The organism is Raineya sp. (assembly GCF_053497555.1).
The window spans coordinates 12,373-27,340 of sequence record NZ_JBRCWE010000105.1 but is presented as its reverse complement, the minus strand read 5'-3'; the positions used below and the strand labels follow the sequence as shown (position 1 = coordinate 27,340).

The 14,968-nt window shown below is 36.8% G+C and carries 17 protein-coding genes; 5 read left to right on the top strand and 12 right to left on the bottom strand.

The window, feature by feature from the left end; translation table 11 throughout:
- Window positions 1-13 precede the first annotated feature (13 nt).
- Window positions 14-367 (top strand): bacillithiol system redox-active protein YtxJ, encoded by a 354-nt coding sequence (gene ytxJ, locus ACWITO_RS13450; protein ID WP_448530512.1) that lies wholly within the window; start codon window positions 14-16, stop codon window positions 365-367.
- A gap of 47 nt (window positions 368-414) precedes the next feature.
- On the opposite strand, the gene ACWITO_RS13445 is transcribed toward ytxJ, so the two are convergent.
- The 5 genes from ACWITO_RS13445 to ACWITO_RS13425 form a co-directional block, all read right to left on the bottom strand.
- On the bottom strand, window positions 415-1,242 hold the full coding sequence (locus tag ACWITO_RS13445) for an outer membrane beta-barrel protein (protein ID WP_448530511.1): 828 nt from the start codon (window positions 1,240-1,242) through the stop codon (window positions 415-417).
- 191 nt (window positions 1,243-1,433) lie between these two features.
- A complete protein-coding gene (rseP, locus tag ACWITO_RS13440; protein WP_448530510.1) occupies window positions 1,434-2,789 on the bottom strand; it encodes an RIP metalloprotease RseP in 1,356 nt (451 codons plus the stop codon).
- Window positions 2,790-2,806: 17 nt separating this feature from the next.
- Window positions 2,807-3,958: an Eco57I restriction-modification methylase domain-containing protein gene (locus ACWITO_RS13435; RefSeq protein WP_448530509.1), complete on the bottom strand. Its 1,152-nt coding sequence runs from the start codon at window positions 3,956-3,958 to the stop codon at window positions 2,807-2,809.
- Entirely contained in the window at window positions 3,955-4,584 is a 630-nt protein-coding gene (locus ACWITO_RS13430) for a hypothetical protein (RefSeq protein WP_448530508.1), read from the bottom strand. The genes ACWITO_RS13435 and ACWITO_RS13430 overlap by 4 nt, the downstream gene beginning before the upstream one ends.
- Before the next feature lie 24 nt (window positions 4,585-4,608).
- Window positions 4,609-5,337 carry an MlaE family ABC transporter permease gene (locus ACWITO_RS13425; protein WP_448530507.1) on the bottom strand — a complete coding sequence of 243 codons (729 nt, stop codon included), beginning with the start codon at window positions 5,335-5,337 and terminating at the stop codon, window positions 4,609-4,611.
- Between the two features lie 97 nt (window positions 5,338-5,434).
- Here ACWITO_RS13425 and ACWITO_RS13420 point away from each other — a divergent pair, with 97 nt between their 5' ends.
- Entirely contained in the window at window positions 5,435-6,403 is a 969-nt protein-coding gene (locus ACWITO_RS13420; RefSeq protein WP_448530506.1) for a DUF3078 domain-containing protein, read from the top strand.
- Between the two features lie 150 nt (window positions 6,404-6,553).
- Here ACWITO_RS13420 and ACWITO_RS13415 read toward each other — a convergent pair whose 3' ends face one another.
- From ACWITO_RS13415 to ACWITO_RS13405, 3 genes are all read right to left on the bottom strand, one after another.
- Window positions 6,554-6,679: a hypothetical protein gene (locus ACWITO_RS13415; RefSeq protein ID WP_448530505.1), complete on the bottom strand. Its 126-nt coding sequence runs from the start codon at window positions 6,677-6,679 to the stop codon at window positions 6,554-6,556.
- A 32-nt stretch (window positions 6,680-6,711) separates the two neighbouring features.
- A complete protein-coding gene (locus ACWITO_RS13410) occupies window positions 6,712-6,888 on the bottom strand; it encodes a hypothetical protein (protein ID WP_448530504.1) in 177 nt (58 codons plus the stop codon).
- 206 nt (window positions 6,889-7,094) lie between these two features.
- Window positions 7,095-7,874 (bottom strand): MbnP family protein, encoded by a 780-nt coding sequence (locus tag ACWITO_RS13405; protein WP_448530503.1) that lies wholly within the window; start codon window positions 7,872-7,874, stop codon window positions 7,095-7,097.
- An 84-nt stretch (window positions 7,875-7,958) separates the two neighbouring features.
- On the opposite strand from ACWITO_RS13405, the gene ACWITO_RS13400 reads away from it, so the two are divergent.
- The 3 genes from ACWITO_RS13400 (at window position 7,959) to ACWITO_RS13390 (ending at window position 10,131) form a co-directional block, all read left to right on the top strand.
- On the top strand, window positions 7,959-8,165 hold the full coding sequence (locus ACWITO_RS13400; protein WP_448530502.1) for a hypothetical protein: 207 nt from the start codon (window positions 7,959-7,961) through the stop codon (window positions 8,163-8,165).
- Window positions 8,166-8,196: 31 nt separating this feature from the next.
- Entirely contained in the window at window positions 8,197-9,381 is a 1,185-nt protein-coding gene (locus ACWITO_RS13395; protein WP_448530501.1) for an OmpA family protein, read from the top strand.
- A 261-nt stretch (window positions 9,382-9,642) separates the two neighbouring features.
- On the top strand, window positions 9,643-10,131 hold the full coding sequence (locus tag ACWITO_RS13390) for a MarR family winged helix-turn-helix transcriptional regulator (RefSeq protein WP_448530500.1): 489 nt from the start codon (window positions 9,643-9,645) through the stop codon (window positions 10,129-10,131).
- A gap of 80 nt (window positions 10,132-10,211) precedes the next feature.
- Here the strand turns inward: ACWITO_RS13390 and ACWITO_RS13385 are convergent, their stop codons facing one another.
- The 4 genes from ACWITO_RS13385 to ACWITO_RS13370 all read right to left on the bottom strand — a co-directional run bounded on the left by ACWITO_RS13385 (window position 10,212) and on the right by ACWITO_RS13370 (window position 14,951).
- Window positions 10,212-11,891 carry an ankyrin repeat domain-containing protein gene (locus ACWITO_RS13385; RefSeq protein WP_448530499.1) on the bottom strand — a complete coding sequence of 560 codons (1,680 nt, stop codon included), beginning with the start codon at window positions 11,889-11,891 and terminating at the stop codon, window positions 10,212-10,214.
- A gap of 20 nt (window positions 11,892-11,911) precedes the next feature.
- On the bottom strand, window positions 11,912-12,640 hold the full coding sequence (locus ACWITO_RS13380) for a hypothetical protein (RefSeq protein ID WP_448530498.1): 729 nt from the start codon (window positions 12,638-12,640) through the stop codon (window positions 11,912-11,914).
- 31 nt (window positions 12,641-12,671) lie between these two features.
- Window positions 12,672-13,148, bottom strand: coding sequence for a hypothetical protein (locus ACWITO_RS13375; RefSeq protein WP_448530497.1), 477 nt, complete (start codon window positions 13,146-13,148; stop codon window positions 12,672-12,674).
- A gap of 156 nt (window positions 13,149-13,304) precedes the next feature.
- The gene (locus ACWITO_RS13370) at window positions 13,305-14,951 is read right to left on the bottom strand and encodes a hypothetical protein (RefSeq protein WP_448530496.1); all 1,647 of its coding nucleotides are present in this window, start codon (window positions 14,949-14,951) and stop codon (window positions 13,305-13,307) included.
- Between the last annotated feature and the right edge of the window lie 17 nt (window positions 14,952-14,968).

Here is a 14,968-nt window from a genome sequence, read left to right as displayed (position 1 = left end):
TTAATCTTGGTATATGAAGTGGATAAATCTTGAAAATCTCGCTCAATTAGCAGAAATCAAAGAAAAACCTTTGGCTCTTATTTTCAAACATAGCACACGCTGTTCTATTAGTAGTGCGGCTTTGGACAAACTGCAAAGAAATTGGAAAGAGGAAGAAATGCAAGGCATAAACCCTTACTTTTTAGACCTCATACGATACCGAGAAATTTCCAATCAGATTGCCCGAGAGTTTGGTGTAGAACATCAGTCGCCACAAGCCATAGTTTTACAGAATGGAAAAGTAATTTATCACGATTCTCATTTTGGCATAGATTACTCGGAAATCAAAAAAGCGATTGCTCAAAATAATGCAAGAGAACTGGTGTAAAGCAAAAGCCCTCGTCTGTGTAGTAACGAGGGCTTTTAAGTGAGCTTTTATTTTCCCAAAGAAAGGAAATGATGAATGCCTAACTGAATACCTATCTGTAAGTTTGCCCTTCTGCCAAACAAATCGCCTGTTGTTCCGTTTTGTACGGCATCAAACAAATCTTGCCCACGTGTATCCATAATGCTGTAACTAGCACGGATAAGTGAAGAGGCATACCATTTATCGTTAATTTTTATATCAACGCCCATACCTCCTGCAAGTTGCAATTCAGCATCACGGAAGCGTTTGAGGGGGTCTAAGCTACCTTTTTCGGCAATAACTACTTGGGGCTGTTCGGGTAAATTCCAAGTGCCATCAGGGTTTTGGGTAGCACCGGGCACTTGTGAAAGAGGCACACCCGTAGGCAATTCATTTACGCCTTGGGGTATTTTGAAAGTACCCGCGGCGTATTGAATGGTCTCTTTGCCCATAGTGAGCAAAGAAAGTTGGGGACCAAGCATAAAGTTGAAACGCACAGGAGCATCAATATTCCCCACAAAACGCAACAATAAAGGTAAATTGATATAACTCAAATCTATACGTCTTTCACCTACTACTTGTTGGGCGGCATTGATAATCTCATAAACCTGTCCGTATTTTGCCCAAATTCCTTCCAATTGTAACGAAAAACCACCACTAAAATCTGCTCCAAACGAAACACCAATAGGTGAAAGCGTATAAGTCATTTTGGAGTTGTAGCGTGGGTCTTCTCTCAAACCTTTGTCCAAGACAAAAGAGGTATTCACCGCAGTATTTGCCCCTATATGCAACCGCACTTGGGCAAAAAGCAAACTCTGCAAGAGCAGAAACGCAAAAAGAAGTACACTTTTTTTCATACGCATAATAATTTTAGTTTGTACAAAAAGCTATACGCAAAAATTAAGCCAAAATGTGGCAGAATTTTCAAGATTTACAAGAGTTAGAGGATTTGGAATATTTAATTTTTCTCTAAAATTCTGTTTTCCGTATCCTGCTTCCTGTTTCTTACTTGCCTACTGCAAAATCAGAAAGCTCTTTTCCAAAAAATTTATTTCAAGAAAATGTCTGCAAACAGCACAAAAGCCATCAGTGCCAAAAGAAGTACCATTCCTACTTGTTGGGCTATTTCTAAAACCTTTTCAGGGGCGGGTTTTCGGGCAATCATTTCGTAAAGTAAGAAAATGACGTGTCCGCCGTCCAGAGCAGGAATAGGTAAAAAGTTCATAAAAGCAAGCACCATAGAAAGCATACCTGTAAGCGTCCAGAAGCGATTCCAATCCCATTTAGAGCCATACATTTTACCAATACTCACAGGACCGCCCACCGATTTGGCAAAAGAAACCTCTCCTCTGAAAATTTTACCAAAAGCCCTTACATTATCAAAAATTACACCAAAAGCTCTTGCCGTACCTATTCCCACAGATTGCCAAAGAGAGTATTCTTGTTTTACATAAGATTTTTCAAGGTCGGGGAAAAAAGGCATAAAACCAATACGCCCTTCGTCGGTTACCTGAGAAGAGATTTTTAGCTCCTGATTATTACGTAAAATGGTAAGCTCAACGTTTTTGAGCTTAAACTCCGAAAGTTTGCTTTGCAGTTCATCAAAAAAAGTAATTTTTTGCCCATTTACCGCTATAATTTTATCTCCCTTTTGCAAACCTGCTTTTTCTGCAAAAGATTTAGATTGCACCTCTCCCACCACAAAATTTCTCTGACGAGGCGTAAGACTAATAAAACTTTGGTTTTTACGAAAATCGCTTAAATGCTCTAGCAAATCGTTGGGTAAATCTATGCGAATTTGCTTTCCGTTGCGTTCAATGGTATAATAAGCATCAGAAGTAAGCAGTACATCAGGACTAATTAAATCCAAAAATTTTTCATAAGGTTTTCCATTGATATTCAAAACTTTGTCGCCTGTCTGCAAACCTATTTTTTTACCCATTTCACCAACTACAATGCCATCGCTGGCGACACTGGCAGGCAAATAACTATCCCCATTGACAAAAGTAAGCACAATAAAAATAATAATACCCAAAATTAAATTGACAATAATACCTCCCAGCATTACAATTAGCCTTTGCCAAGCAGGTTTAGCCCGAAATTCCCAAGGTTGAGCAGGCTGTGCAAGGGCATCTTTATCCATAGATTCGTCCATCATACCTGCAATTTTCACGTAGCCCCCAAGCGGAAACCAGCCCAAACCAAATTCTGTATCACCTTTTTTCTTTTTCCAAAGGGCAAAATTAGCCACATTGGGCATAGGAAAGAGAAAGTCAAAAAATATGTAAAATTTTTCAACTCTTATGCCAAACATACGAGCCGCAATATAATGCCCCCATTCGTGCAAACCTACTAGAATAGAAAGCCCCAAAAGTACCTGTCCAATCATTATGAGTGTATCCATAGCGTTGATGTGTTGAATTAGTTAAATAAACTTTCTGCAAATGCAATATGTTCTTTGAAAAAACTTGGCAATTTACAATTTTCTAAACTTTTTTGAGAAAAAATAAACCTTCCATCGCACACAAAGCCTAACTCTTCCCAATTTACTTGATTTAACAAATCTTTGAGTAGCTCCACATCTGCATCAGGATTGTGTGGAAAGATAGCTAAAATTGAACCATCATAATTATTACAATGATGCAGAAAGAAAGGCGATTTATGACGGGTTTTGCAATTCACATAAATTCTTTTTCTTTTTGAAACAAAATGCTTTCTTCCCCACTCCCACCAGTTTGTTTCATCAAAAGACTTGATTCGCCTACTCAATAGTTTTTCTTTATGAGGTAGTAAAATTTCGTGAAAAGTGTTAAAAATCATTTTTTTTGTTTTTCCTGTTTTGTAGGTCGCCGAATAAACAAAGTCCATATTACCGTACTGCTCGTTTGTAAATATTTCATCTGCTCCGCTTACAGCTCCCACTTTTACAAAGAAAATACTCTTGAAAGGCACAAAATAATCATTGTTTGTGAAAAGAAGTTGCCCATTGCAAAATGTGAAGTTTTGATAAACATTTGTTTTACGAGTAAAATTTCCTTTCTCAAAACGCCAAATAATACAATTTGGCGTAAAACCATTAAAAATTTTGGCATCTCCCAAGTCTATAATATCGGTTATTGTTCCGTTTTCGTAAATAAATTTATTGAGTTTTATGCTGGAAGTAGCTTTTAGGAAATCACGAGGAGTAATAAAAATCAACTCACCTCCCTTGTTAAGGTGATTTACGCATTTTTCTATAAAAAAAAGATACAGATTGCTCCTTTCATCAAAAAGTTGCATTGATAGTTTCTTTTTGGTTTCAGGCAAAATATCCTGAAACCTTACGTAAGGGGGGTTACCAATAATAGTATCAAACTTGTTGCTTGTAGGATAGTCAAAAAAATCCATACAAAGCATACCCTCTTGGACTTGCGTAGGGTCAATTTCTATACCTACACAATTAGGAATTTGCTTAAAAAAAGCCCCGTTGCCCGCCGAAGGTTCTAATACGTTTCCAAAATTTCGCCGAAGCCCAAGCATTTCAGAAACAATATGTGTAGGTGTAAATACTTGACCTAATTGTTCTACATTCATTTTTCAAAATACTCAGGAAAAAGTTGTTCAAAAGTAAAATAAGCCTCTGCTCTCAACCGAAGACTTTGGGCATAGCCCTTCAAAATAAAATCTTTTGCTTCTTGAAAATTTCTTTGCACCATATTTCTATTGCTATCCCATTTGCATTGAAAAGGCAAGTTATTCCCATTGGGCTGAATTTCTTGCAAGCATTTTAGAGAATTAACAAAAATATCTTGGTTATCGTTTTTATTGACAACCAGAAAGTAATAATCTTTGTCAATATAAGTTTGCAGATTGACTTTCAACTTAGTAAAATAATTTTCGTAGGGAATTTCATTTGAAAAATCAGGTAAAATGCCTGTGAGAGCGTAATAAATACCCAACTTACAATTCAAATTGTCAGCTTGTGTAGTTTGCGAAACTTTGATATTTACAGGTATAAATGTATTTTGTGTTTCCAATGCAAAATCGTACCAAGCTCTTGCCTTTGGTATTTGCACTTCAAATTTGCTCTGAATAAGGTTCAATAACTCTTTTTCATTGAAAGATGCATTTATTCTACCATCATCACTTTTCTCGGAAAGAGTTATTTTTTGTTTTTTCAAAAAATCTGTGATGTCAAGCAATTTTTCAGGCAAAATCATTATTCACTTCGTTTGGTTCATTTCTCACAAAAGCAACTGAGCTAACACATAATCTGCAAATAAAATAGCAATGGCACTTGCCGTAACGGCTTTGGTACTGGATTGCCCCACTTCCAAAGCTCCCCCACGTGTATAATATCCCTTGAAAGCCGAAATAGAAGTTATCAGGAAGGCAAAAACCACCGATTTTATCAGAGCAAAAGTAACATTGTAAGGCACAAAATTCTGACGCACCCCCACAATATACTCTTGTGCCGAAACTACTCCTGTAAGCGTTCCTGCTACATATCCGCCCAAAATAGAAAGAAAACCTGCAATAATCACAAGCATTGGGAATGTTATCATTGAGGCAATAATTTTGGGCAATACCAAATATGAAACCGAATTGATGCCCATTACTTCCAAAGCGTCAATTTGTTCAGTGATACGCATTGTACCTAAATTACCCGCAATATTTGAGCCAACTTTTCCTGCAAGCACAATACTTGTAATGGTGGGAGCAAGCTCTAAAAGCGTAGTATCTCTGACAAGCAAACCTATTACGGTCAGGGGAATAAGCGGACTAATCAGGTTGTAAGCTGTCTGAATAGCCGTTACGGCACCTATAAAAGTAGAAATAATAGTTACAAGTAGTAGCGAATCTGTGCCAATATACACACACTCTTCAATAGTGAGCTTGACATATACTCTGAATTTTTCTCGGTGAATAAATAACTGACGTAAAAATAAAAAATATCTGCCGAGTTGCTCCATAGTTGGTTTTTAGTAGAAAGTCGGGAACAAAAATATAAAAATTTGAGCAAAATCTTGATTTGTGCTGAAAATGTTTTTTTCTTGCAAGAAAATTCTTATGAAAAAGTTTGCATATTTTCTCTTCTTATTTTTAGTTTGGCAAACGGCTTTTTGCCAAAATGAAGGAGCAGTTACCGATACGAGTTATTGGAAAAAATCAGCTCAATTAGGTTTGGGATTCAACCAAGCCGCTTTTTCAGACAACTGGAAAGCGGGTGGTGTGAGTTCGGTAGCACTGGCAAGTTTTTTGTACACCGATGCCAATTATTTGAAAGATAAGATTTCTTGGGATAATTCTCTGCGGCTCAATTATGGAATTGTCAAAAACAAAGGGCAAAGCCTACGCAAAAACCAAGACCGCATTTTATTGGACTCAAAACTCGGCTACAAACTTTCTAAAAAGTGGAATCTGTTTGCCTCCCTCAATTTTCTTACTCAATTTGATGCAGGTTTTGAGTACGAAAGAGTGTTCAAAGATAATGCAGGCAATATCGTTGCTGTACGCGACAATCTGATTTCTAAATTTTTTGCCCCCGCTTTTCTTACCGAAGCCTTGGGTTTGGAGTATAAACCTGTAAATTATTTTTGGATACGCTTTGGTGTGGCAAGTATGCGTCAGACCTTTGTTTTTGAGCCCGAATTCAACAACAACCGAGCCATAGATGCCAACGGAAATGGAATTATCGGAGAACTTGCCGACACTTTTGACCCCAAAGTCAATTATGGTGTTGCAGAGGGCAAAAACATACGAAACGAGATAGGAATTCTGACCTTAGAAGCTGATTTTAATAAAGAAGTGATTAAAAATGTAGTTTTTCAGGCTCATTTTTGGTCTTTTACCACTTATGAAAATCCCCTTGCCACTGATGTTCGCTCCGAACTGGCTATCATTGCCAAAGTGAATAAATACGTAAATGTGAAGGTCGGAGCAATTATCCTCTACGACCAAGACCAAGACCTCAAAACCCAATACGCTCAAAATTTCACGCTCAATTTTGCAATGAATTGGGATAACAAGAAAAAATAACGTGTTTAGTGTGGCAAGGTTGCGAACTGAAAGCGATGTTGTCGCTCATAGCGACAACATCGCTCTTTATTTTATGAAAACAGAATTTTTAAGAGAACACCAAATGATGACAAAAAAACAAAGGGCAGTTTTTTCTGCCCTTTTCTTTTATTACTTTTTCTTGCTCATCAATTCTATCATTACATCTTCACCGCACTTCTGAGCAATTTTATCAACTCCTTCTTTATTATTATTAGCTTGAACAGGATTATCATACTCTTGCTCAATTTTTTTCAAAGCACAATCGCAAGATTTTTTACCAAATTCTTCTAACTCACTAGTGCTGAAATCGTTTTCCCATCGGGGGTATTTTTCAAGTTTTGAATTTCTCCTTCACAACCATCTCGGAAGGCTTTTTTATCACTTTCTGACCAAGCACCTTTTTTGGAAGTTTTACAACTTGCAAAAAAAGCCATTAACACCAAAAACATTGCAACTTTTTTCATAAAATCAAATTTTAGTTTTGCCATAAATTTAGGAAAACTTGGTCAAAAAGCAATTTTTTTTCAAGTATTTTTGTAATTATTTACACTAAAAAAAGTGTAGCCTTTGATATTCAACCCTTTAATCAATTACCAAAATTCCTGTTTCTTGCGTCTTGTTTCCTATTTCCTCACTGCAAACTATAACTTAAACAAGTACGTATTTTTTTTTAGTTGTGCACAAAATCCAAACTGAAAAGGTTGGCGTAATTATCAGCGTATTTTGCAGAAATAGGTGCAAACATCACATCGGAATTATCTGCAATTTTCAGCGTATGAGGGTTTCGGAAAAATTCAGCCAAATTGAATTTCAAATGCACCATAGCGGCGTGATTAGATTGCACTTTCAGAGGTGTTGAAGCAAAATCAATCGTTTTGGAACGAATATTATTGAGTGTTCGGGTAGAAAAGCCCCCATACCCACCTATATGATAGCGAAAAGTTCCATCGGCACTAGCAGACGAAGTACCTTCCAACTTAAAGAAAATATAACCTGTATTCCAATTCCAATACATACCCTCGGCAGCCCCTCCTACATCTAAACTCCCTGTTCGCTCACTGGGGTTCATTGTATTACGAAGACTATCTATGCCTACGAGGAAGGAAAAACCTTTGTATTCGCCCAAAGGAACATCTGCAAGGAATAATGTGTGGCTGTTGGGTTTATCCAATTCTACCAAGAAATAACATTTTTCTTGGGGTACTACATACTCCGAGCCATCAGAACGTTGCAAACGAAAATTGCTCACATAATAGCGTAGCAAATTCACTGAAAGTTGCTCGCCAAAGCTATTGGTATAGGTATTTCCCAATCGCAAAGGTTCATTTTCAAAAAAATGAGCAATTTCTATCACTATCCCTTTGCTTTGTGTGTTTTCTTTGTTTTTGCAAGAAAACAAAAGCAAACTACCTAATACAAACGCAAAAGAAACAAGATTTTTACCAAACATAAATGGCTTTTTTTAGAATTTAACCAAAAAATCTATTGAGAAATTAGCTTTTTTCGTAATTTTACTTGCAAAACAACTCTATCTATGAAAAAGTTTGTTTGGGGATTTTTTTGCTTATGTTGGGCGATAGGAGCAAGCAACTGCTCAAAACCCAAATGCCCTACCTATATGACACCCCAAGAATTTGCCAAATTTGAAGCAGAACGTATGCAAAAACGTACTCGGCTCAAAAGAGATGGCCAAGGACGTATCAAAAAGTCAAAGAAACGGGTAGATAAATTTGTGTATTAGCCGCCTATAAATTTCTTGAATTTTGAAAACTATGCGTTACTTTGCAAGCACTTTGTTTTTTTTATGGAGTACATTTTTCGTTTTAGCACAAAAAAAAGAAAACCTCATTCCCAATGGCAGTTTTGAAGCATATCAAGATTGCCCCGATGAATTTGGCTGGGTACGCATTGGGGGCGTAGCCCATTGGAAAGCTACTCCACCCGACTGCACCCCCGACTATTTTCACGAATGTAGTAGCAAATTTTCGCCACAAAACAACTCTTGTGGCAAAATTAGCCCCCAAGAGGGCAAAGGCGTATTGGGTTTGATTATACGAGTCGGACATTCACCTATCAAAAGCATTGACGACCTATTCTATCGCGAACACGTACAGGTACGCCTCAAAGAGCCGCTCAAACACCGCAATCGCTATGTTTTTACAATGTACGTTTCTTTGGCTGAATATTCTTCTTATGCCGTAAGTAAAATTGGAGTGCTTTTTACCAAAAATCCTATCTTGGTAAATGATAAGTTTTCTGCCAAAGCTCAAATTGAAACAGGTTTTATTGATACCAAAGGGGCTTGGGTAAAGGTTTGCGACACACTCATAGCCGAAGGAGATGAAGCCTATCTTACTTTGGGCGAATTTATGAGCTTTTCCAAAAAAGATATTCGTAAAATAGACGAAAATCCTGCACACGAAAAAATGTTCAGCTATCATCGGGCTTATTACTTTTTTGATAATCTTTCTTTGTATTGGTTAGATACTCTGCCCGAGCCGCTTTTGGCTGAGCCTCCCCTACCTCCTTTCAAACTCACTGCTCCTGCTTTCACAGGAATAGAAAAACCTTGGCAATTAGAACCTACGGAATTTGGTTATTTAGAACCCAACAAACCCATTGTATTGAACAATGTACTTTTTGAGTTTGGCAAATCGGTACTCTTGGAAGAATCTAAATACGAGCTAAATAAACTGGTGCGTATAATGAAGGAATACAAAGATATTCATATCGTAATTTCGGGGCATACTGACGAAATTGGCGAACCAATGAAAAATCTTAAACTTTCAGAAGATAGAGCCAAAGCTGTATATGATTATTTGGTTTCGCAAGGCATTTCTGAAAAAAGATTGTACCATACAGGTTTTGGCTCATCAAAACCGCTTTCTACCAACAAAACCGCCGAAGGCAGAAAGAAAAATCGCCGAGTGGAATTTTACGTGGCTGGCGAGGAATAAAATACCCTGAATAGCCAACAATACAATCGCTCATAAGCACAAAAATTTTCCTAAAATCTTGGCAGTTTCACAAAAAAAACGGAACTTTGAAAGTTGTTTTTATCAACTTTTAACTTTCTAAAATTGTAATTTTTTAGATTTAGTTTGCAGTAACAGAAAACAAGATTTTAGGTGTTATACAGAAAAAATGAGAGAGAAAGCCTTTGAAGGCTTAAACATCAAACATAGAATTTTTTGAACGTAAATAATTACCAAAATTTTATGAATTTGCATTGGGAAGCTATTGGTTTGTACTTTCATTTGCTTGATAAAAGCTATCATAAACTTTTGAGCTACGACCTTGATTTCACGGGTTTGGAGCGTTATTTTTTTATTCTTTGGGCAATTGCCAAAGCCGAAAAACCTCTTTCTCAGCAAAATTTAGCCGATTTGCTCAAAGTAGATAAAGCTACGATTGTGCGTATTATTGACGATTTGGAGCAAAGAGGGTACATCAAACGATTTCTGAATGAAAAAGATAAAAGAGCCTATACCTTGGCTCTTGGCAAAAAAGGAGAACGTTATATTCAAGACATTCAAGAAGGTATCCGCAACCTCAACGAAGAACTACTTTTTAACTTTTCGCCTCGCGAAAAAGAAATTTTTTTAGAACTGCTACGCAAAGCCTATCAAAACCTTTCCCAAGAACCTCAGAGTGATTTTTTCTTGAAATTCTTGGATAAAAGTGAAAATACTAATCAGAACCAATAAAAATTGTTTTGCTGTTTTCTTAATCTAAATTTTTGAAAAATCAAAGAAGCAAATCTTGTAAATCCTAAATATCCTCTTAATCAAGGTATAAATTTTACGCCCTTACTTTTCAGATACTCAATAACTTCGGGGCTTCTGTCTATGTCATTATTGTAAAAATCTACAATTCTTACCATTCTTCCTTGTCCATCTTCCATTTTTTGCTCTAAGTTTGCCCCATTTTCTATAACAAGCCTTATCAATTCCATATTCTTTTTAATAAGTGCCAGCCATAATGGATAAAAGCCACTTTCATCGGGCAAATCCAGATGAGCTTTACCCCCATTTTCAATAAAAAATTTCACCAAAGGAATATCTACATTTTCTATGGCGACCTGGATAGGATACTTGCCCCAACCCATCGTTTGCTTAGCACCTTTGCTTACCAAATATCGCACTACTTCGTCGTGGCTGTTCTTAGTTGCGTGATACAAAGGCGTACCTTTTTGTCTATCCATAGCATTCAAATTAGCCTTTTGTACTTCCACCATATATTTTACCCCCTTCAATACTCCATAGCTTGCCAAAGTATGTAAAATGGTAGTATTGGTATTATCTACAAGGTTTAAATTAGGTTTTTTGGTCATTAGTAGGTCAAACATCGCTTCGCTTCTGCAAAGAGCCATAGGTACAACGCCAAAATCGGCAGGTAGATTTACATCAACTTTTTTTTCATTAAGCAAATACGCAACACATTCCAAATTATCTTGCATTACGGCTCTATGTAAAACGTTGTATTTGTAGGGTTCGTCTTTCAGATATAGGTTTTTGGGGTTTTGTTCAAGATAGGCTTTGAGTTCGGCAAGGGTATTGCCTTTTGGGTAGTCTAAGTTATACCAAATATCTTTGGGGGATTTTTTGAGTTCGTTTCGGCTGATGCGAAACACAAATTCTTGTGGTACTATTGGGCTTGGTTTCGGATAATAATAAATTTCGTAAGAGTCGTAGTTTGTATCGTCAGGATTGATTTTGATACTACCAGTAGTAAAATTGGGCATATCTCCAAATTGAGCGTGGCGAATGCTATCTTTTTTTCTACTGAAATTATCGTTATTGATTTTCTTTTTTCCACTTGCATTGAAGCCGTACAAATACCAACTGACTATATCGAATTCTCTTTCACCTATCAATTTTATTTTTACGTATCTCCAATCTTTTTCTTGGGGCTTTACTACCTCAACTCTATCGGCTTGGGGCTTGATATTCTGCGAAAAATAAATTTCATCTTGGCTACACTCTTTGGGATTGATGATTTCTTCTTCACTCTCGCCTACGTATACACATATTACCGTAGGCACAGAGGCATCATTACTTTTACGCAAACTAATACCAATAGCTTTCCATTGGAATTGGGCAAATTCTTCGGTATTGCCTAATATTTTTGCATTTTTGTTGTATTCGCTCGGCGAGATAAGTGTATTGACAATTTGATTGTAGCTCGTAACAGAACTTGCCATTTTTATTCTTTGCGTTCTGCCTGTATAATTGCCAAACTGCGTAACCTTGAAATCGGTATAAGTTTGGTTTGCCATAGTTTCGGCATTTTTGTTGGCGGTAAGCATCAATATTTTGGAGATTTTTAAGGCTTTTAAGCCTTTTTCAGCCCTGAAATTATTGATGGCTTGTAAAACGTCTTTTTCCAATTTAGTAATGCAAACATCTTGTGCCAAGACATTTTGCAGGAAAAAGGATAGCCCAAAAATATATGTAATTATTTTCATAAAAAATCATTTTAAAATGGTTAGCTTTTGTATTTGTACTTAGTTTCGTAACCACACTTTTTACAGCGGTAGTAATCTACATATTTGAAACGCATTTCTACATTTCCCGAACCCAACATTTGTTCTACGAATGTACCTGTATTGACGGCACGAGTACGTGTGTCTCGTTTGACGTGTTCCATAGTAAATGAACGACATTTAGGACAGTAGCTCGTCCATAACCAAGCCACTCCAAACCACACGAAAAACAAACCTACTATCGTAAGAAGCACATAAAGCACCGTGCCCTGAAACAAATCTTTCCAATGAAAATCTTTTTGTTCGTAGTCTGTATAACTTAAAGTCATTTCGTTGTTGAGGGTGAATACAGCAAATTGATTTTTATGATTTCCTTTGTACCAGTAACCTTCCTTTCTGTTGTCATCGATTTCGCCTTGTGCATCTATGTTTTTGGTCAGAATATCCTTTAATTTTTCCCAGTCTTGGGCAGAGAAAAATAGTTTGATTGAAAAAAGTCTATTGTTGTAGAAACTTAGTTCTACTTTTAGGGATTTGAGACCGTAAAAATCGATTTCCTCGTTAAGTAAAAAAATTTTTTCATCTAAGGAATTCGGATTAGAAATATCAGTGAGTTTGCCTTGCCATTTCTTGGGCGAGCTACCCATTTTCAACTCTTGCCAATCAGTTTGGGCAAAAGTAGTAATGCTTGTAAAGCAAAATGTAAGTAGAGATAGCAAAAAAGTACGCATAAAAATAATTTGATTTGATGAGGAAAATTATCTAAAAACTTCCTATGTTTATCACTTTGGGTGTTTTGATAACAGGGTGGTTGCGAGGCAAAATAATACTCACGGGTGCAGGCATACCCGTAGCATTATCCTGACGAGCTATCCATATCTTATAGATAGTGCCTCCCAAAGCACTTTCACCACTTCCTACTCTTCTGACTTCCTCGGTGCTTACTCTGTGTATTTTCACAGGATAAGCATAAAATTTAATGTTGTTGTAATCTTTTTTTAAGCTAAAATCTTTTACGGTGCTTCGCAGACTTACGTTTTCGGGGTCTTCGTTAATAAGCGAGCCACCCGCAATGCTTCTAAAACGTTCGGCACAATCTTCTAAACTTTCGGAAGTACGCAAAATTTCTACATATTTTTCTAAAACTTGTCTTACTTCTTTAGGAACGTTTTGAGCTTGCAGATTTGAAGCTATAAAGCAAAGCCATAGAATAGCAAAAATAGGCAATTTGATGAACATATTAGTTTTTTTAGATTTGGCAATCAATGCTTTAAGGATACACTTTTAGACCTCACCCTAAATCCCTCTCCTTTGGAGAGGGATTTTTTGAGGTGTTCAGAAATTTCAATCAATGGAACATTTAGTTGAGAAATCTTTTTAAGTTAAGAAATCAATTTAAGGTTTGATATTGATGGCAGGCACATGATATCCAAAAGGTACGAGAACACCAGTAAGCCTATTATCCCACTTATTGCCAATGAATTGTTGTTTTACCTCTGTGCGGTCAACTATATGTTCTCCTTTTGCATTTTTCCTGGCACAATCCACCATAACGGTTCTGTAAATCACTTGTCCTAAGACATTTCTTACAATCTCTTCACCCCAAATTTTTTGAGCAATGGCAGGATATTGTTGTTTAACCAGTGCCGCTAAGGCTTTATCTTGGTAGGTGTTGATGTTACCTTCAAATTTATCGCCATATTTTTTTACAACAGCATCTCTGTCAGCGGGGTTGATATTAACCTCAAAAGTTCCTTCGCCTACCAAATAAGCATCATCTTGCACCTTTACATCTGATTTCAATACATACGTATCGGCATCTGTATAGTTATATTGCACTCTTACTTTCATACTGATTTTTTGCTTACCTGCGGGAAGGGTAGAAAAGATATACATAAACGCTTTTGTGATGGCATTATTATCTTTTTCCGAGCTTGGTGCTATATTGATTACCAAAGTGGTTGCCTTTTCTGCATCTGCATAAGGCACCGCAATACCTTTATGATATATGTTGTATTCTTTGCCTCCAGCAGTAATATTGATAAGATAATTTTGAGCAAAATCTTTTGCTTTGCCCTTAGAGGCATAAAAATTACGAATAGATTGCGGCAAAAACGCCCGAGCATAAATTCCTTCCGAAAGGTTCGCAAAAGAGGTTGTTGCTCCTGCTCCGTCCATTGAAACAGGTTGTGTGCCGAAAACTAATTTGCCGATATTATTTCTATGAAAATCCGTCTTTACCCCGTCATCTGGAGCAATTGCGTATTTATCTCTATCCACCTCATTGAGTCCTGCTGTTAATTTTTGTCTATTTTCATTAGTAATGTTGTAAGTAAATACACCGCTACCTGCTTCGGCAATATCTTCGCTATTGGCTTTTCTGTAAAAGAAAAATATTGTCCATTGATATTTTTGAGGGGTAAATTGAAGAGCAGCTGCGTCCCAAAGTAACTTCATATCACCTTTTGCCATAGTTTGTGCAGAGTTGAAAGGAACTTTGCCCTCAAGCTCTTTGGCTAAGTTATCCAACTTTTGTTGGTCTATTTGCAAAGTGATAGCAAATTGTTTATCATTCTTGTAACGATCTGGGAAAAATGTATATTGTGTAATTACTATTGGGTTTTCATCATCGGCATTTTTGCCAATAGCAATAGCCATAGCACCACTCAAAGGTATATCAGACAACTTGAAAGCATCTTTGAACATCTCGCCCATAGGCTTAGGAGTAACAAGTCTTACGAAAATACTCTCACCGGGTTCAAAATCTGTTTTTTTATTCTTGAAAGTGTAATCTGTGGCAAATTCTACGGTGGGCTTGCTTACATTGGGCGTAGCCGCCGAGCCAGCATTGGTATTTGCGTTAGTATTTACATTTGAATTTGCATTGTTTTTGGTATTTTCAACGGGCTTTTCGGTAGCTTTGTCTTTTTTATTGGTTACTGTGCTGGTAGCTTTGTCTTTGAGCTTACCAAGTTGAGCATACGAAAAGCTGCACATTCCCAAGGCAAGCAATAGTGCGAGAATAATTTTTACAGATTTCATAAGGGTAGTAATTTAAG

Bases quoted from the DNA above. Each gene is read 5' to 3' on its own strand.
- ytxJ (WP_448530512.1), top strand. From the start codon at position 14: ATGAAGTGGATAAATCTTGAAAATCTCGCTCAATTAGCAGAAATCAAA.
- ACWITO_RS13445 (WP_448530511.1), bottom strand. From the start codon at position 1,242: ATGAAAAAAAGTGTACTTCTTTTTGCGTTTCTGCTCTTGCAGAGTTTG.
- rseP (WP_448530510.1), bottom strand. From the start codon at position 2,789: ATGGATACACTCATAATGATTGGACAGGTACTTTTGGGGCTTTCTATT.
- ACWITO_RS13435 (WP_448530509.1), bottom strand. From the start codon at position 3,958: ATGAATGTAGAACAATTAGGTCAAGTATTTACACCTACACATATTGTT.
- ACWITO_RS13430 (WP_448530508.1), bottom strand. From the start codon at position 4,584: ATGATTTTGCCTGAAAAATTGCTTGACATCACAGATTTTTTGAAAAAA.
- ACWITO_RS13425 (WP_448530507.1), bottom strand. From the start codon at position 5,337: ATGGAGCAACTCGGCAGATATTTTTTATTTTTACGTCAGTTATTTATT.
- ACWITO_RS13420 (WP_448530506.1), top strand. From the start codon at position 5,435: ATGAAAAAGTTTGCATATTTTCTCTTCTTATTTTTAGTTTGGCAAACG.
- ACWITO_RS13410 (WP_448530504.1), bottom strand. From the start codon at position 6,888: ATGAAAAAAGTTGCAATGTTTTTGGTGTTAATGGCTTTTTTTGCAAGT.
- ACWITO_RS13405 (WP_448530503.1), bottom strand. From the start codon at position 7,874: ATGTTTGGTAAAAATCTTGTTTCTTTTGCGTTTGTATTAGGTAGTTTG.
- ACWITO_RS13400 (WP_448530502.1), top strand. From the start codon at position 7,959: ATGAAAAAGTTTGTTTGGGGATTTTTTTGCTTATGTTGGGCGATAGGA.
- ACWITO_RS13395 (WP_448530501.1), top strand. From the start codon at position 8,197: ATGCGTTACTTTGCAAGCACTTTGTTTTTTTTATGGAGTACATTTTTC.
- ACWITO_RS13390 (WP_448530500.1), top strand. From the start codon at position 9,643: ATGAATTTGCATTGGGAAGCTATTGGTTTGTACTTTCATTTGCTTGAT.
- ACWITO_RS13385 (WP_448530499.1), bottom strand. From the start codon at position 11,891: ATGAAAATAATTACATATATTTTTGGGCTATCCTTTTTCCTGCAAAAT.
- ACWITO_RS13380 (WP_448530498.1), bottom strand. From the start codon at position 12,640: ATGCGTACTTTTTTGCTATCTCTACTTACATTTTGCTTTACAAGCATT.
- ACWITO_RS13375 (WP_448530497.1), bottom strand. From the start codon at position 13,148: ATGTTCATCAAATTGCCTATTTTTGCTATTCTATGGCTTTGCTTTATA.
- ACWITO_RS13370 (WP_448530496.1), bottom strand. From the start codon at position 14,951: ATGAAATCTGTAAAAATTATTCTCGCACTATTGCTTGCCTTGGGAATG.